The sequence below is a fragment of the Enterococcus sp. DIV0421 genome (genome assembly GCF_051713745.1).
GTDB classification, from domain to species: domain Bacteria; phylum Bacillota; class Bacilli; order Lactobacillales; family Enterococcaceae; genus Enterococcus_D; species Enterococcus_D casseliflavus.
On sequence record NZ_JBIOQM010000001.1, the window covers coordinates 1,953,033 to 1,970,581 of the forward strand.

The window sequence follows — 17,549 nt, forward strand, 5'->3', positions numbered from 1 at the left end:
AAACTGTCAGTCTTTTTAATCAAAAAAATAGCCTACCCTTTAAAAAAAGGTAGGTTATTTTCATCTTTTTAACTAATTTAGGCTGAAACAGGGTCTTTTTTGAACCACGACCATAGCAAACCGATCAAAAATCCGATCGCAGCCGGTACGACCCACCCCATCCCGATTTGGAAGAAGGGCAGATATTCTGACGCAAAAGACAAGATTCCTTGCACGAAAGCGTTGTTGGTAATCAGTGCAGGACTTGCATTTAAACCGTCGATGATTGCAGCGATCAATGTGAAGTATGTCGTCATTCGATAGACACTGGCACGATGATGAAACAAGGGACTGATGATCGCCAACAAAATCAACGTGATCGCCAGTGGATAGATAAACATCAAGACTGGAATAGAAAACTCGATGATATTGGTCAAGCCGACATTGGCGAAGATTGCTGGCAAGATACTTGTCAAAGCGATAAAGAACCCGTAGCTTTGCTTGGGAAACAATCCAGCAAAGGTTTCGGAAAAAGCCGTGATCAAACCAATGGCAGTTTTTAAACAAGCGGAGATAACGATCAAAGCCAACAGCAGACTGCCGACAGTGCCAAGGTAATGGTTGGCGATTTGTGCTAAAGCGATCCCCCCGTTTTCGCTGATAGGAAATTGCCCTAGACTTTTGGTTCCCATATAAGAAAGTAAGGTATAGATGATCCCCATCAACACGATGCTGACAGAACCAGAAAGGATCGTGTCTTTTGCGACCGTCGTAGGTTTTTCAACCCCCATATTGCGAATCGTCGAGACGATGATGATCCCGAAGGCTAAAGATGCCAGCGCATCAAGGGTATTGTAACCGTTGGTGAAACCAGTAAAGAAAGCATCGCTTTGATAGCTAGGATAGATCGGCGCATCGCTGATGGTTCCTAGAGGTTGCCAAAAAGCAAAAAACAGCAAAACGCCTAGTAAGACCAGAAATAATGGATTCAAAAATTTCCCTACATAATCTAAGATTTTGCTTGGTTTACGAGAAAACCACCAGGCAGCGCCAAAGAAGAGGGCAGAAAACAACGCCAATAACCAAGTTTGCATGTCAGATGAAACATGGGGAGCGATCCCGATCTCATAAGAAGTGGTAGCCAACCGGGGCAAAGCAAAGAACGGCCCGATCACTAAATAAAGCAAAATCGTAAAAATAAGTGCGTAGCGTCGATTGATTCGAGAAGCTAATTCAAAAACACCGCTGCTCTGGGAAACCCCAATGGCGATCACCCCTAAAAACGGTAAGCCGATCCCTGTTACTAAAAAGCCAAGATTGGCCAAGCCGACATTCGCACCGGCTTCTTGTCCCATGTGGACTGGGAAAATCAGATTTCCCGCACCAAAGAAAAGACCAAAAAGCATTGATCCAACATACATATAATCCTTAAACTGTAACTTTTTTTCCATAAATGAAAGCTCCTATAATTCCTTAGTTTTAAAAAAAATAACAAAGTTTCTAACAAATAGCAATGGTTTTTTGTGATTTTTTGATAAATTCTGACAATTGTCGTTTAGAGAATAAAAAAACACTTAGCATTGAATTCTTCCAAGCGTACTTAAAAAGGACGAAAAAGCTCGGAAGAAGACCGCTAAGTGTTTCAAGACAGAAAATTAATTCAACACACGGGAAAGGAATTCTTTGGTGCGCTGTTCTTTTGGATGAATAAAGATATCTTCAGGAGTCCCTTGTTCGGCAATGACACCTTGATCCATAAAGATGACCCGATCAGACACTTCTTTGGCAAAGCCCATTTCGTGGGTAACGATCACCATCGTCAAGCCAGTATGAGCTAACGTATTCATGGTCTTCAACACTTCACCGACCATTTCTGGATCCAGTGCAGAAGTCGGCTCATCAAACAACATGACATCTGGATTCATCGATAAGGCACGGGCAATGGCTACCCGTTGTTTTTGTCCGCCTGAAAGCTGGGAAGGCTTGGCGTTGGCATATTGAGCCATACCGACTTGCTCTAGATTTTCTTTGGCAGTCGCTTCTGCTTCTTTGCGATCACGTTTCAAAACAGTGACTTGTCCCGTCACGCAGTTTTCTAATACATTCATATTGTTGAATAGGTTAAAGGATTGGAAAACCATTCCTAGATGCGTACGGTATTTCGGCAAGTCGTAGCCTTTTTCCAGCACATTTTCACCTAAGTAGATGATTTGCCCACTGGTTGGTTTTTCTAACAAGTTGATGCAGCGAAGAAGTGTGGATTTTCCTGAACCAGAAGAACCGATGATCGTGACAACTTCTCCTTTATTAACAGACAAACTGATGTCTTTTAAGACTTCGTTGTCGCCAAAACTCTTTTTTAAATGGTCAATTTCAATGATTGCTGACATGTTCTTCCTCCTTATTCGTTCGGGTTGATGTCTTCTAATTTGACATACGCACTGGGACCGTCCATTTTGCGTTCAACAAAGCGCAAGATCTGGGTGGCACTGATGGTCAAGACTAAGTAGATCACACCGATGATCGCAAATGTTTGGAAGTATTGGAAGTTCGTTCCAGCAGCTGATGTACCTTGGAAGAAGAGGTCCGCAACACTGATGACACTTAAGACGGCAGTATCTTTGATATTGATAATGATCTCATTTCCGGTAGCCGGTAAAATATTGCGCATTACTTGCGGCAACACGACTTTGATCATGGTTTGCCAATGGGTCATTCCGATGGCTTGAGCTGCTTCAAATTGACCGTCATCTACAGCAAAAATCCCTCCACGAACGATTTCAGACATGTAGGCACCCGTATTGATAGAAACGATCAGCACGGCTGCCAGCGTGCGATTCATGGAGACACCAAAGGCTAGAGCCGTTCCGTAGAAAATAACCATTGCCTGAACCATCATTGGGGTACCGCGGAAAACTTCGATATAGATGGTCAGCAGGCCGTTGACGATTCGTTGGAAGAAACGTCCTACTGGATTTTCTGAAAGCGGCAATGTCCGAAAGATACCGACTAAAAGACCGATGATCAATCCGATGATCGTTGAAAGGATCGCGATGAATAAGGTCAAGCCAGCGCCTCGTAAAAAGAGCATGCCGTAATCATCAATGATTTTTTTGAAATCAGCGATCAGGCCTTGATCCGCCGTTTCTCCGCTGGCATCTGCAGGCTGATCTAAGACTGCTTGATCCATCAGGGAAACCCGATCTTCTTCAGAGATTCCTGCAAGGATCTCATTGACTTTTTCAACATCGGGATCGCCTTTGCGCATCCCGACTGCTACTTGGACGTCTTCTGGATTGGTTTCAAAACCGGCCCCTTCATCGAACTCGACCATCTTCAGATCAGGATTTGCCCCGACGGCAGTGACGCCTTCTGGACGTTCGCTGACGTAACCGTCAATGATGCCCGAAGCTAAAGCAACGCGCATGGAGGAGAAGTCCCGCATGGCTTGTTCTTTTTGGACCTCAGGGATTTGATCAATGACCGTATAATGGAAGGTATTCAGCTGAGCAGTGATTTTTGCCCCCGAAAGATCGGCGAGGCTTTTGGCATCGGCGAATGCCCCATCTTTACGTACTACGACCACCAAGTCGGATTCATAGTAAGGATCGGTAAAATCAATTTGCTCGCGGCGTTCGGCCGTTGGTGACATACCAGCGATGACGGCATCGATAGTCCCCGCCTGTAAAGCTGGCGGCAGACCGTCCCATTGGGTTTTAACGATCACTAATTCCTTGCCTAAACCTTCAGCGATTCGTTTGGCGATCTGGACATCGTAACCGCCGGCAAACGCCGAGCCTTCTTCCCCAGAAATCGGCACGGCACCATTGGCGTCCGTCGTTTGCGTCCAGTTGAAGGGGGCATAGCCTGCCTCCATACCGACACGGAATTGTTCCGCAGGCGTTTGGTCATCCGCTTGCACGGTTAGGGGCAGCTGAATGAGGGTTAGACAGAGGGCGAAGACCGCCCAGATCCAATTATTTTTTTTCATTTTATCTCTTTCCTTTCACGAGTTGGACAAGCAGGTAAGGATGAAAAAGCAAAAAAACAGCCGTACTCCATGATTGGAAAACGGCTGTTGACAGGTCATCGTCGACAAACCTTTCACAAAACATAGCGCAACTTAGACAAGCTAAGACAGTCCGCAAATTGTTCATTTGCGGCCCAACAAAATCGATGCAAGCAAAACCGATCTTGTTTCGGCGATATTCCCTAGCTCTGCTGTAAACGTGTTGCTTCACTCAGCAGGATTAATGAACCTCGCGACCTCTACCTAAATGTTAAAGGGTACTCGTATTTAATTTGATTCTTCTCAGAGTTTAGAAGAAAAGCACCCAAATGTCAATTCTTTTTAACAAAAAAACGACCATTTCCCTATTTTTATCAAAGAGAAAGCGGATCGTTTTTACGAGTGTCTATTGGAACCCTTAAGCGACTTTTGCTTTTGGTTCACGGCCTAAAACAGCTTGGATGACTGTCAAGCCAAGCAATAAGCCAAGTGCTAGATAGATGAGGCTTGAGTATTGTGTAACGCCCCAATCTTGTCCTAAGGTACGGTAAACCACAAGGACGATGGCTTGAATGATTGCTGTGATGACATTTAAAAAGCCGAATGCCCATAAATTGCCATTTTCTTTACGTGCTAAATAGAAGATAGAGAAATATAAGCTGACTGCCAACCAACCGAAACTGATAATGATCATTGCCCAATAAATAATAGCTGCTACCAATGTATTTCACCTCACTTTGATTCGTGACTAGTTTACCACGTTTTTTGTTCCTTGTCATGAAGGAATCTCTTTCTTTGTGAGGCAAAAAACAAAGCGCAAAAGCAGTAATGAAAAGATCGTCTGCTACATTTGCTATTGGTGGGTTTGCTGAAAAAGGGATGATTTTTCTCACTAGGGCTATTTTCAGCTGTGTATAATAGAAATAAGTTGTTTTTTTGCAAAAAACTACGAGTTAAGAATCAATTAATAATTAGTTAATAGCTGATTTAGATCTGCTTGCTAGAATGATCACAGAAGCAAGCAAGGAGGAAGTAGAAATGGAAAATGTTCTTAAAATCAAAGGATTAAACAAGCGTTACGGCAAACAGCTGGCGCTGCATGATGTCGATCTAACGATCGCCAAAGGAGATAAGTTTGAAAAAAATACGGATTAATTCGTTTACTAAGTTACAGAAAAAAGACCGCACAAAAATAAGAGGTTCAACGGTTATTTATCGGTCTATACCAAATTAAACAACTTGAAACCCGTGGCTTTTTGCAAATTGAACTGCTTCTTGAATTGACAGTTTTTTATTTGGAGCGACATATTCTTGATAGTGATAAAGAGCGGGGTTGTATACCTCATCTTTTTTGAGAATATGATAGATTGCCACAAGTAACCGACGAGCAATCGCAATTATTGCTTTCTTGTGCCCTCTACGCTTTTTAAGTTGTAGATATTTGTTTCGATGTTCGGGATTTTTTTCAGATTTCACCACGGCATTCGCTACTTCAACAAGCAAAGGTTTGAGATAGCGACCACCTTTAGATATCCGAGTCGAATACTTTTTACCAGCACTTTCGTTATTGGCAGGAACGACTCCCGCCCAAGAACAAAGATGACCAGCAGTAGGGAATTGGTTCATATCGATACCGATTTCTGAAATGACACGTAGCGCTGTTAACGGGTTTTTAAATCCAGGAACGGATTGAATCAACTCTTGTTGGTGAGAGTATTCTTTACCTAATTCAGTAATCATCTCTTCGAGATCATTTTTGCATAGGGTAATCGCGTCATAGTGAGCTTTGATCACACGCAGTTTTTCTGCTTGTTCCTCAGATAGCTCGCCATCCATCGAGAGTTCTAACTCATCAACAGAGGCTTTCATACGACGATGGATAAGCGAAGCAATATCCGGTTTCTCCTCTGGATTATCCAGTACACTTTGAATGATCTTTTGAGCTGATTTTCCAAATACGTCGGAAACCACACTCGCAATTTGGAGATTTGACCAAGTGAGACTGTTCTGATATCTATTTTTTTCACTGGTTTGAAGGTATGTTAATTTCATTCGATAGCGAAACAAGTCCCGCAGCTGACGAATTTTCGCAGGAGGAATAAAGCTTCCTGCAATTAAGTCATGTTTGTATAAGTCCGCAATCCATTGGGCGTCTTTCTTGTCTGTTTTTTTCCCTCGAATTGCCTTGACGTACTTTGGGTGAGCTAAACAGATGTCCATTTCGTCCTCAAGGACGTTATAGATAGGAATCCAATATTTCCCAGTTGACTCTAAACAAACATGAAAACAAGAGTGGAACTCAAGCCATTTTTTCAGCTCTTTCAACCCGTTCGTAAACGTTGAAAAGCGACGGCGCTTGTATTGAGTAATCCCTTCGCTGTCAGTGATTGCGATCACAGCGATAACGAACTGTTTGTGGACATCGATGCCACAACAATTTGGGTACACGATTTTTAACATCGTGAGAAACTCCCTTCATAGATTTTAGAAGAAGAACTGTATAGGGACTGCGAGGCTCTACACAAACGAGTCGCTTATCCAAAAATAAGTTTACGTGCTCTTTGTCACAGTTAGTTGTGCTTGAAAAGCCAAGCTACACATATATTTATACAAGGTCGAAAAGTGTGTCTTCGCACTTACTCACCTCCCCGTGATTTGTAGTGTATACAGGCTTCTTCAAGAAAAGTTTACTACAAGAGAAATAGGTTCCGCTAGGAACACAACACTTTTTCATTCGGTGTTGTGCCTTGAGCGGAATCGCGAAAGGAATGATTATATTTATGGATTGGTAGGGAGAAATGGTGCTGGGAAGACGACCTTACTAAAAGCGATCGTGCAGTTGATCCAACCCACCAGTGGCAGTCTGCAATTGTTTGGTGTTGAAGGCGGCAAAGCGTACATCCAGATGCTGAAACGGGTCGGTAATGTGATTGAGACTCCAGTCGCTTACGACCAATTGACGGCTGAACAAAATTTGAACTATTATTGCAAAATCAGCGGGGTGGTGGAACCTGATGCCGTTAGTAAGGCACTGGCGTTTGTTGGTTTGACCAATGTCGGCAACAAGAAATACCGTGATTTTTCTTTAGGGATGAAACAAAAACTGGGCTTAGCGATTGCTTTATTGAATCAGCCAGATTTTCTAATTTTAGATGAACCGATCAATGGCTTGGATCCTGTCGCGATCGTTGAATTTCGAGAGTTGTTTTTACGATTGAATCAAGAACGCGGCATGACGATTTTGATCTCCAGCCATATTTTAGAAGAGTTGTACTTAGTGGCTACACGCTTTGGGGTCATTAGTGAGGGGCGTCTGATCAAAGAGATGACCAAACACGAATTCGATCTGATGGCGAAACGGTTTATTCAATTAGAAGTCGATGATGTAGCCACAGCTAGCCGCTTACTGGACAGTCAGCTGATTTCTGAATATAAAGTTGTCAGTGACCACAAGATCCACATCTACCAAGAAAATGTATTGATTCGTGATCTAATCCGTCAATTGGTTTATGAAGGGATCGCTATCGACCAGATTTCTTTTGAAGGGGAAAACCTAGAGTCGTATTTCAAAGAGTTAGTGACAAGTGAAGGGGGAAATTAAGATGTTGAATTTTATTCGGGCAGATTTGTATCGTTTATCTAAAAGTAAAAGTTTTTGGATCACAGAAGGAATTATTTTATTGTTGGTGATTTTAGCGGTTGTTTCAAATGGTGACGTGGGAGTCACCCTGGGAGATAGTACGCAAACCACAGGCAGCCTTGCCGAAATGACGGGCTTTCTTGCGATCCAGACCAGCCTGTCTTCCATGCTATTGTATTATTCACTGCCGTTAGTGATGCAAGTTTTAGGGAGTGAGTACACGAAAGGGACGATGAAGAATATCATTACCGTCGGTGTTTCTAAACCCGCCTATCTCTTTGGAAAATTCTTGGTGTATGCGTTGGTACTTGTCTTGCAAATTTTGGCTATTTGCTTAGTGAGCTTTGTTGCGGGAACGATCATTGGCGGTACCGGCTTTGAAGACATCTCTCAGCTAGAAAACTTAGTGTATTATTTCGCTGGCTTTGTATTGATCTTACTGGCTACCTCATCCTTTGCCTTGTTGGTGTTGTATTTGACCAAAAATACAGCAGTCAGCGTGTTGGCGACGATCTTCATTCCGATGGGCTTTGCGATTGCACGTTTTTCTTTGCCAACCTGGAAATTCTTAGAATACTTGGATTTCCAAGGCGGATTAGAGATGGTGACTATGACCACTTTCAAAACGTGGGAAATGGTTCAACCAATTTTTGTCGGGAGTCTGATCAGTTTGTTGCTTTGTCTTTTGGCTGCACATCTGGTGTTTAAGAGACAAGAATTATAAAGAAAAGAAAAACGTCCAACAGGACCGACCGAAAAAGGTCAGACTGTTGGACGTTTTTGTCCGTGTAGCTAGTGTTTAATGGGACTTAGCAGACTGCTGCCAAGACAAAGTCAAACGAAACGTCTCTTCGGTTGTATCCAGTTGAATCTTCCCCTCTAATGCATGAGTCAATGCCGCAATGATATACAGACCAAGTCCAGCTTGCTGTTTGTGCCGTGAAAGGTCTTCCGTATAAAAGCGGTGAGTCAATTTTTCTGGGTGCTGGATCGGTGTCCTCAGCTGATTTTCCTGTTGGAAAACGATGCGATCTCCTTGTTGTTTCAAGCGGATCGTTCCCGTTTCATTGCCATGTTCCAGCAGATTACCAAGGACATTTTGAAAAATACGCTGCCAACTTTTTTTATCTGAAATGATCATGATATTGGGTTGGATCGCAACCGTCAGTGATAAATGGTTTTCCTCAAAAGAAGGATAGAGCTGGAGCAGTTCCTCCTCCAGCAAACGAGAAAGATCGAATTCTTCTAAGGTCAAAGCCAGTTGATTGTCTTTGAGGCGCTGATAGGTCAATAACTGTTCCAGATGATTTTCGACTTTTTCTAGGTTACTGCTGACTTTTTCCAACAACTGCAGCTGTTGGTTGTTGAGGGTCGTATCGGCTTGCAGCAGTTGTGTGTAGCCGCTGGCGACCGTTAAAGGTGTGCGCAAGTCGTGAGAGATATTTTGAATGGCTTGTTCCAACTGCTGATTTTCTTGCAGCATTTGATAGTGTTGCTGCTTATTTTTTCTAAGTATCTGATTGTTTAACAAGGCGATCGCTTTTAAAGCGGGTACGCGGGTCTGTAAATGGATCTCTTGATTTGTTTCGATTTCGCTGATTCTTGCTAATTGTTGGTGGTACTTTTTCAGATCATACAGTAAGAATAGCCAGTAACCGATCAATAAAGCAACGATCAAGGCAGCGAAAAACTGAAGTATATGCACGGGGTTCCTCCTTTTTAAGCTAACTTGATGCCGATGCCCCAGACAGTATCGATATACGCTTCCTCTGGATCGAGTGTTTTGATTTTGCTGCGTAAATGGCTGATATGGACATTGATCGTGTTTTCTTCACCGTAATAGGGTTCTTGCCAAACAGCTTCATAGAGCATTTCTTTCGTATAAACTTTTTTGGGGTTGGCTAAGAGCAGGGAAAAAATCTCAAACTCCTTTTTCTTCAACTGAACCGTTGCTTCTCCTCGTTGCAGCTGAAACGAGTCAGGCAACAGTTGAATGTTTTTATACGAGAGGCTGCTGGCAACAGGAGAGGCTTGTTTGTTTGTGCGCAACTGAACAATGATACGGGCTTTTAATTCTTCGACATTGAAGGGTTTCGTTAAGTAATCATTGGCACCCGCCAGCAAAAGGGTGGAAACATCGGCTGGTTCATCTAAGGCAGTCAAGATAATGACGGGGACCGTGGAGGTTTGGCGAATCTCTTGCAAGACTTGTGTCCCATCTTTACCAGGGAGCATTCGATCTAGCAAAATCAAGTCGAAAGCATCTTGCTGAAAAAGTAGCAGACCTTCCGTGCCTGAATAGGCTTGCTGGACAGTATAGTCAGCTGCTAAAATAGTAGCCAACATTTCGCTGATCTCATTGTTGTCTTCGATAATCAAAATTTTCATCTGGTTTTCCCATTCTCCTTGCATTTGTTGCATCTATTATAAGCAATTCCGCACGAAAAAGCATTAGTTGCTTTTAAAAAAGAAAATGGCTGATTTTTCGCAAAAACGGTTCTTTTTCGGTTAGAATAAGAGAAAAGCCATAAAGGAAGTTAGAACGATGAAGGTATCTATTGAGCAAGCAATCGCAGCGGTCACCGCCGCATCATCCGTGACCTTTTTGACGGGGGCTGGTGTTTCGACCCCATCGGGTATTCCTGATTACCGTTCCTTAAAAGGGGTCTATCAAGGAGTGGCACAGCCAGAGTATTTGTTAAGCCATGACTGTTTAGAAGACGAACCGGAAACATTTTATCAGTTCGTCAAGCACCTCTACCATCCTCAAGCACAGCCTAATATCATTCATCAAAAAATGGCTGAGCTGCAAGCGAAGAAAACCGTCTGGGTCGTTTCGCAAAACATCGATGGCTTGCATGAAAAAGCAGGCAGTCACCAAAGAATCGATTTTCACGGCTCCTTGTACAACTGTTATTGCCGAAAATGCGGCAATCAGGTACCTTGGCAAGCGTATTTACAAGATTGGCACCATGCAGGGTGCGGTGGTCAGATTCGGCCAGCGATCGTGCTTTACGGGGAAGGATTTACTGATGAAACCATTGAAGGAGCCATTCAAGCCGTTGCTCAAGCCGACCTGACGGTGGTCGTGGGGACTTCGCTGCAAGTCTATCCTTTTGCAGGGCTAGTCGATTACAGCCAGCAGGTGTTGGTCATCAATAAGGAACCATTGGCGATCCCGAATGAATATGGCATGTTGACCGCAGCAGCCGAAACGTTTTTCCAGAAAATTGAATGAAGGAGTTTATGATATGACACAACGTACCGAAAAAGAGAAAATGATTGCTGGCGAATTGTACTTTTCCCCAGATCCAGAATTGGTGGCAGATCGAAAATATGCCCGTGAACAAATGAACCTGATCAACCAAGAAACTGATACAAAAATCAAAGAGCAGTTACTAAAAGAAACTTTCGGCTCTGTGACTGGTCGAATCTATATCGAACCGAATGTCCGCTTTGATTATGGCTACAATATTTCTGTCGGCAAAAACTTCTATGCTAACTACGACTGTGTGCTATTAGATGTTTGTCCAATTACCTTTGGTGACAACTGTATGCTGGCACCCAATGTTCGGTTGTTTACGGCGACTCATCCATTGCATCCGGTCAAACGAAATAGCGGCTTAGAATTAGGGGCACCGATCGTGATTGGCGATAACGCGTGGATCGGTGGTGCGGCCAAGATTTTGCCAGGGGTCCGCTTAGGCAACAATGTCGTGGTAGGCGCTGGCAGTGTCGTTACCAAATCATTCCCCGACAATGTCGTGCTGGCGGGAAATCCAGCACGGGTCATCAAGACGATCGATTTAGAAGAAGAAAACAACCAGCAAGATCCCTTGGCTGTTCAGCGGGCAGCGATCGATGACATTGATTGGCAACTCACGCATCTTTTGGAAAAACGTATGAGCACGGTCAACGAAATCGTACAATTGAAGAAAAGCAGTCAATTGCCAGTATTAGATGAAAATCGTGAAGAGAAAGTGCTGGAAAACATTCGGCAGGCGATTTCTAATCAAGCCTATGAAGAAACGATTTTGGCTATGTTTCAATCAATTATGAACCACTCAAAAACCTATCAAGAGAATCAATTGGAGGAATGAGTATGGATGGAGGAACACGTCGAGAAAACATTTTAGCGGCATTGAAGCAAGCGGACAAAGCGATCAGTGCCAGCAAACTGGCAGAATCCCTCGGAGTCAGCCGTCAAATCATCGTTGGGGACATTGCCTTATTGCGAGCAGCTGGTGAAGCGATTGTGGCTACGGCTCGCGGCTATCGTCTGCAAGCGCTGTTGGATGAGGCAGGGCATGTAAGTAAGCTAGCGGTGCAGCATCGACCTGAACAAACGGAAGAAGAATTGCGCATCTTTGTCGCTTGTGGTGTGGAAGTGGTCGATGTCATCGTTGAGCATGAGATCTATGGAGAGATCACTGGCAATTTGCAGATTCAAACAGACCAAGACGTGACTGATTTCATCAATAAAACCAAACATGCAGAAGCCCGCTTGCTCTCAGATTTAACCAATGGGGTACACTTGCATACGTTGCGCTACACCGATCCTGCGGCTCTGGAAAAAGCCAAACAACAGTTAGCAGAAAAAGGCATGCTCTATCAAAATTGAGGCGTAAACCATTTTGGCAAGGACGCTTTGCGGAAGTCTTGGCAAATCCTCAGATGAAAAAATTGTGATTTTTTGTTGACAAGGCGTTCATTTTCCAGTAAAGTACTCTTCAACAAGAATAATGAATCTGTTGAGAAGGAAAGTAACTGCGGATACTTCAAAGAGAGACTCTGGTTGGTGGAAAGAGTCAAGTCAGAAGCGATGAAAAATGGCCTTGGAGGATTGATTGTCGATAAGTAGGCAATCACGGATGCGCACTACCGTTACAAAGTGCACCAATCTCTAGCACGACTAGACGTTGGGATGAGGGAAGGGAAACCTTCTAAACAAAAGGTGGTAACACGAGTATTCGTCCTTTTACTAGCAAACGCTGGTAAAAGGACTTTTTTTATACCCAAAATCAAATAGCACCACACACGAAGAATTGGTAAGTACAAAAGCACGTTTTTTCAACAGAGAGTTTCGGTAGCTGAAAAGAAGCATCAAACGACTTTTAGAAAATGGCCAAGGAGTGATTCGTTCCGAGCAGTAGTTTGCAAGGCGACGACGGTAGCGACCGTTATCTGGCTAGAGTATGATCGTACTCGAAAAGGAGCTGTATGCGAGTGCAGCTTAAACTGAGGTGGTAACACGCAAAAAGGCGTCCTCAAACAAGTCACAGGTGACTTGTTTGAGGATGCCTTTTTTTATTGAAAAAGACAAGAACTAGGGGGAAGACGATGATTTCATTAAAAGACATATCAGTAACATTCAATCAACCAAAGAAACCCGCGATCCAAGCGGTCAAAAACGTATCGATCGAGATCGACAAAGGGGACGTTTACGGCATCGTGGGCTACTCAGGCGCCGGGAAAAGTACACTCGTCCGTGTGATCAACTTATTGCAGCGCCCAAGTAGCGGCAGCGTCGTCGTCAATGGTACCGAGCTGACCACGCTTTCTGCGAAAGCCCTGCGAGAAAAACGGAAAACGATCGGAATGATCTTTCAGCACTTCAACTTGATGGACAGCCGCAATGTTTTTGATAACGTGGATTTCTCCTTAAAATATGGGGGACGGTCCAAACAGGAACGTCATCAAAAAGTAACCGAGCTGTTAGCATTGGTGGGATTGGAAGAAAAAGCCCAAGCGTTTCCTAGCCAACTATCTGGAGGACAAAAACAGCGGGTCGCGATTGCCAGAGCGTTAGCGAATGATCCAGAGATCTTGCTTTGTGATGAAGCAACCAGCGCCCTTGATCCGAAAACGACCTTACAGATATTGGCTTTGTTGAAAAAATTAAATCGAACCCTCGGCTTGACTATCGTGATCATTACTCATGAGATGCAAGTCGTCAAAGAAATCTGCAACAAAGTGGCAGTGATGGAAGACGGCGAAGTCATCGAGCAAGGTTCAAGCGTTCAGATTTTCAGTCAACCAGAAAAACCATTGACCAAAGATTTCATCCGAACGGCGACGCACATCGACCAGGCCTTAGAAACGATCCTTGGCAGTTCGAAGTTTTCTTCCTTGGCACCAAATGAATGGCTGGTGGAGCTGTCCTACGTTGGCGATCAAACCAATGAACCACTGATCGCCCAATTGTACAGCCGCTACAAAGTGACCACCAATATTCTTTACGGCAACGTGGAGATCTTGCAAGAAGTGCCGATCGGCAGCTTAGTCGTTAGCTTATCTGGCGAATACCATCAGCGTAAACATGCCTTAGAATACTTGAAGGATCAAGGAGTTTACACCAATATTTTAAAAGAAAATCATGCAGAACCATTAAACAATGTGATTAAAGGAGGATTTTAGATGGCTGCCTTATTAGAAAGATATTTTCCCAATGTTGTTGCGATCCAAGATGAATTTGTGACAGCAACGATCCAAACCTTGTATATGGTTTTTTGGACCTCTTTGATTGCGGGCATCTTAGGTATCTTGTTAGGGATCGTCTTGGTAGTAACTCGACCGAATGGGATTTTAGAAAATCGACCGCTCTTTGAATTTCTCGATAAAGTCATCAATGTGGTCCGCTCGATCCCCTTTATTATCTTATTGACGTTACTAGGAACCTTTACCCGATTCCTTGTTGGAACGACCATCGGCGAAACAGCAGCATTGGTTCCTCTGATTGCTGGGATCATCCCCTTCTTTGCTCGGCAGATCGAGATCGCCTTGCTAGAAGTTGACCCCGGTGTCGTAGAAGCAGCTGAAGCGATGGGCACCAGTCCTTTCGGTATCATTTTTCGGGTCTATTTACCAGAAGGCGTGGCGGGAATCATTCGGGTCTCTGCATTGACCGTGATCAATGTGATCGGATTGACCGCCATGGCAGGAGCTGTTGGCGCTGGTGGTTTAGGCAACTTAGCCATCACCCGCGGGTACAACCGATTCCAGACCGATGTCACGATCATGGCGACCTTGATCATCTTGGTATTCGTTTTTATCAGTCAATTTGTCAGCAACCTACTCATTAAACGAGTATCACACTGACCACCACTTACGTACAAATAAAAAATCAAGCAAGTTTATGGAGGAAGCAAAAATGAAAAAAATCGTACAATCAATCGTCTTAGGGGCAGCATTATTATTTATTACAGGATGCGGAAACAATGGCAGTGCCGCAGCCAATGATCAAGAAGAAGTGACGGTGAAATTAGGGGTGATCGGTGCGGACACCGACGTCTGGGACGATGTCAAGGATCGTTTGAAAGACGAAGGCATCAATTTAGAATATGTCCAATTCTCTGATTACAACCAACCCAATGCAGCTTTAGCTGATGGTTCCATCGACCTTAATTCATTCCAACACCAATTTTTCTTGGACAACTATAATGAAGAATTTGGTACTGATCTCGTATCGATCGGCAATACAGTCAATGCGCCATTAGGCATTTATTCCGACAAAGTGACGGATGTCAACGATTTGGCGGAAGGAGCTAAAGTTGCGATCCCTAATGATGTGACCAATGGTGGTCGGGCACTGCTTTTATTACAGTCAGCTGGAATGATCAAAGTGGATGAAGCAGCCGGACAAACACCAACGGTCGCGGATATTACAGAAAACCGTTTGAACTTAGAAATTTCAGAACTGGATGCAGCGCAAACCGCCCGGGCACTTTCGGATGTCGATGTTTCGGTCATCAATAGCGGCATGGCGGTGGATGCAGGATTTGTACCAACCGAAGATGCGATCTTTTTAGAGCCTGTTGATGAAACGGCCCGTCCTTACGTCAACATCATTGCCGCCCGTAAAGAAGAGGAAGACAATGAAGTTTACCAAAAAGTGGTCGCGGCTTACCAAACAGAGGATACGAAAAAAGTCATCGAGGAAACGTCAAAAGGATCAAGCGTTCCTGCTTGGGAAACCTTTGGAGCAAAATAAGCACCATGTAATTTGATAAAAAAACTGAAAAAGCATGTATAAAAAGGAGAGATTTGATTATGACAACAGCAACTATTACGAAAGCAGCCATCAAACCATTTATCCAAGAGCGTTTAGCCGCTTATCAAGCCTTGGCATTAGATATCCACAATCACCCAGAAGTCAGCAACTATGAGTTTTATTCAGCCGATGCCCTGATCGCCCAATTAGAAAAAGAAGGCTTTGCTGTTAAAAAGGATGTGGCAGGCCATCGCACCGGCTTTGATGCCCGCTATGTCAGTGGGAAACCGGGTCCGACGATTGCCTTTTTAGCCGAGTATGATGCGTTACCTGGCATCGGTCATGCCTGCGGACACAATCTCTTCGGGACTTATTCCGTCTTAGCTGCCAGTGCTCTGCAACCTTTCATCGATGAGCTAGGCGGGGAGATTCGAGTCTATGGGACGCCAGGAGAAGAAGGTGGAGAAAATGGTTCCGCTAAAGGCAGTTTTGTCCGTGAAGGGTTCTTCGATGATGTCGATGCCGCTCTTTGTGTCCATCCAGCCCATCGCTATGGCAAAACGACGGCTTCATTAGCCAATGATCCAGTGGATATCAAGTTCTATGGTCGGGCTTCCCATGCGGCAGCTGCACCAGAAAAAGGCATCAACGCGTTAGAAGCATTGCTGCAAGTCTTTAACGGGATCAATGGGTTGCGCCTGCATTTACCAAAAGATGTCAATATTCATGGTGTGATCACCGATGGCGGCGTGGCAGCCAATGTCGTGCCAGAATATGCAGCCGGTCGTTTTTATTTACGAGCTGCCAATCGAGCAACCTTGAATGATGTCTACGAGAAAGTCGAAAACATCGTAAAAGGAGCCGCTTTAGCTACGGGAGCGACCTATGAATTTGGTTTGTTCCAAAACTCCGTCGACGATGTGATCGTGACACCAAGTTTTGATGAGATCTTCTTCGCCCATGCCCAAGAAGCGGGCGTACCTGCCGATGAGATCGATACGGAAGCCAAAACAAGCCTTGGTTCGTCTGATGTCGGCAATGTCAGCCAAGTGATTCCAACGATCCAACCCACTGTTTCGATTTCAGATGATTACATTGCGGGGCATTCGGAAGAATTCAAAGCCGCTGCCAAGAGTGAAAAAGGCTTGCAATCGATCGCCATCGCGGCGGAACTTTTAGCGCTGACGGCATTAGACCTTTTTGAGCAGCCAGCGTTATTAGAAAAAATCAAAGCCGATCATCAAGAAAGCCTAGCGAAAGGCAATTAATGCCAAAACCGTGAAGGAAGATAGTCAATAGTATAGAAAAAAAGTCTCTGCCGCAAAATGTCGGTAGAGACTTTTTAGTTAGTCGATGACTAAAATGCCTTCTTTCAATGAAAAAGGATTTTGTTGATTGATATGATCGTAGAACATGACCCCGTTCAAATGATCGATCTCATGCTGAACGACGATCGCAGGATAGTTTTTCAAACGAACTTTTTTCTTTTTACCGTTGATGTCGTAATAGCTGATCGTGATCCGGGCATGGCGTACCACGTAGCCAGGGACTTCCCGGTCCACGGACAGACAGCCTTCGCCTTCACCCAAACAAGCTTCTTGCACGGAATGACTTAAAATTTTGGGGTTGTATAGAACATCTTTAAAATCAGGTTCTGTTTTTTCTGGGTCGCTGCTAGGAACGAGGACCGCTGTGATTCGTTTTGAAATATCTAATTGAGGAGCTGCTAGACCAACGCCGCCTCTTAATTCAAGTTCTTCTGCCTTGACTGGGTCTTGGCTATTTTCTAAAAAGGTCATCATTTCTTTTCCTAGTGCGATATCTTCTTCGCTCAAAGGAAAAGGTACTTCTTTTGCTACTTCACGCAAGGTTGGATTGCCTTCGCGAATAATATCATCCATTGTAATCATTGATGATGTGATTCCTCCTAC

Annotated in this window: 17 protein-coding genes, 1 riboswitch and 1 other annotated feature; of the genes, 9 read left to right on the forward strand and 8 right to left on the reverse strand. The window is 44.1% G+C overall.

The genetic code is table 11. The features are described from left to right. Nucleotides 1–77: 77 nt before the first annotated feature. The 5 genes from brnQ to IGI96_RS09510 all read right to left on the reverse strand — a co-directional run bounded on the left by brnQ (nt 78) and on the right by IGI96_RS09510 (nt 6,448). Complete coding sequence (gene brnQ / locus IGI96_RS09490) at nt 78–1,430, reverse strand: branched-chain amino acid transport system II carrier protein (protein ID WP_086338985.1); 1,353 nt, start codon at nt 1,428–1,430, stop codon at nt 78–80. A gap of 204 nt (nt 1,431–1,634) precedes the next feature. After that, nucleotides 1,635–2,369 (reverse strand): amino acid ABC transporter ATP-binding protein, encoded by a 735-nt coding sequence (locus tag IGI96_RS09495; RefSeq protein WP_005227196.1) that lies wholly within the window; start codon nt 2,367–2,369, stop codon nt 1,635–1,637. An 11-nt stretch (nt 2,370–2,380) separates the two neighbouring features. After that, nucleotides 2,381–3,970, reverse strand: a complete 1,590-nt coding sequence (locus IGI96_RS09500; RefSeq protein ID WP_086338986.1) for an ABC transporter permease subunit — start codon at nt 3,968–3,970, stop codon at nt 2,381–2,383. A gap of 115 nt (nt 3,971–4,085) precedes the next feature. Further along, nucleotides 4,086–4,259: riboswitch (Lysine riboswitch) on the reverse strand. Nucleotides 4,260–4,406: 147 nt separating this feature from the next. Further along, nucleotides 4,407–4,709, reverse strand: coding sequence for a hypothetical protein (locus tag IGI96_RS09505; protein WP_005227198.1), 303 nt, complete (start codon nt 4,707–4,709; stop codon nt 4,407–4,409). Between the two features lie 509 nt (nt 4,710–5,218). Then, on the reverse strand, nt 5,219–6,448 hold the full coding sequence (locus tag IGI96_RS09510) for an IS110 family transposase (RefSeq protein ID WP_438785009.1): 1,230 nt from the start codon (nt 6,446–6,448) through the stop codon (nt 5,219–5,221). A gap of 277 nt (nt 6,449–6,725) precedes the next feature. Here IGI96_RS09510 and IGI96_RS09515 point away from each other — a divergent pair, with 277 nt between their 5' ends. Beyond that, on the forward strand, nt 6,726–7,589 hold the full coding sequence (locus tag IGI96_RS09515; protein ID WP_438785067.1) for an ABC transporter ATP-binding protein: 864 nt from the start codon (nt 6,726–6,728) through the stop codon (nt 7,587–7,589). Between the two features lies 1 nt (nt 7,590). Next, nucleotides 7,591–8,352, forward strand: coding sequence for an ABC transporter permease (locus IGI96_RS09520; RefSeq protein ID WP_010748673.1), 762 nt, complete (start codon nt 7,591–7,593; stop codon nt 8,350–8,352). Nucleotides 8,353–8,427: 75 nt separating this feature from the next. On the opposite strand, the gene IGI96_RS09525 is transcribed toward IGI96_RS09520, so the two are convergent. Together IGI96_RS09525 and IGI96_RS09530 are read right to left on the reverse strand one after the other, a co-directional pair. After that, a complete protein-coding gene (locus IGI96_RS09525) occupies nt 8,428–9,333 on the reverse strand; it encodes a sensor histidine kinase (RefSeq protein ID WP_005227201.1) in 906 nt (301 codons plus the stop codon). 14 nt (nt 9,334–9,347) lie between these two features. Further along, nucleotides 9,348–10,016 carry a response regulator transcription factor gene (locus IGI96_RS09530; RefSeq protein WP_086338988.1) on the reverse strand — a complete coding sequence of 223 codons (669 nt, stop codon included), beginning with the start codon at nt 10,014–10,016 and terminating at the stop codon, nt 9,348–9,350. 157 nt (nt 10,017–10,173) lie between these two features. On the opposite strand from IGI96_RS09530, the gene IGI96_RS09535 reads away from it, so the two are divergent. The 7 genes from IGI96_RS09535 (at nt 10,174) to IGI96_RS09565 (ending at nt 16,886) form a co-directional block, all read left to right on the forward strand. Continuing rightward, complete coding sequence (locus IGI96_RS09535; protein ID WP_086338989.1) at nt 10,174–10,866, forward strand: NAD-dependent protein deacylase; 693 nt, start codon at nt 10,174–10,176, stop codon at nt 10,864–10,866. Between the two features lie 13 nt (nt 10,867–10,879). Beyond that, nucleotides 10,880–11,728, forward strand: a complete 849-nt coding sequence (locus IGI96_RS09540) for a chorismate mutase (RefSeq protein ID WP_438785069.1) — start codon at nt 10,880–10,882, stop codon at nt 11,726–11,728. Then, nucleotides 11,725–12,249 carry a transcription repressor NadR gene (locus tag IGI96_RS09545; RefSeq protein ID WP_005227206.1) on the forward strand — a complete coding sequence of 175 codons (525 nt, stop codon included), beginning with the start codon at nt 11,725–11,727 and terminating at the stop codon, nt 12,247–12,249. Before IGI96_RS09540 ends, IGI96_RS09545 begins: the two co-directional genes overlap by 4 nt. A 121-nt stretch (nt 12,250–12,370) precedes the next feature. Continuing rightward, nucleotides 12,371–12,609, forward strand: a binding site (T-box leader). Between the two features lie 359 nt (nt 12,610–12,968). Beyond that, nucleotides 12,969–14,045 carry a methionine ABC transporter ATP-binding protein gene (locus tag IGI96_RS09550; RefSeq protein ID WP_086339049.1) on the forward strand — a complete coding sequence of 359 codons (1,077 nt, stop codon included), beginning with the start codon at nt 12,969–12,971 and terminating at the stop codon, nt 14,043–14,045. Further along, nucleotides 14,046–14,726 (forward strand): methionine ABC transporter permease, encoded by a 681-nt coding sequence (locus IGI96_RS09555; RefSeq protein WP_010748680.1) that lies wholly within the window; start codon nt 14,046–14,048, stop codon nt 14,724–14,726. It abuts the gene before it with no gap. A 52-nt stretch (nt 14,727–14,778) separates the two neighbouring features. Beyond that, entirely contained in the window at nt 14,779–15,618 is an 840-nt protein-coding gene (locus IGI96_RS09560) for a MetQ/NlpA family ABC transporter substrate-binding protein (RefSeq protein WP_086339050.1), read from the forward strand. A gap of 59 nt (nt 15,619–15,677) precedes the next feature. Further along, the gene (locus tag IGI96_RS09565; RefSeq protein ID WP_015508853.1) at nt 15,678–16,886 is read left to right on the forward strand and encodes a M20 family metallopeptidase; all 1,209 of its coding nucleotides are present in this window, start codon (nt 15,678–15,680) and stop codon (nt 16,884–16,886) included. Nucleotides 16,887–16,964: 78 nt separating this feature from the next. Here the strand turns inward: IGI96_RS09565 and def are convergent, their stop codons facing one another. Beyond that, a complete protein-coding gene (def, locus tag IGI96_RS09570) occupies nt 16,965–17,528 on the reverse strand; it encodes a peptide deformylase (RefSeq protein WP_005227211.1) in 564 nt (187 codons plus the stop codon). Nucleotides 17,529–17,549: the final 21 nt, after the last annotated feature.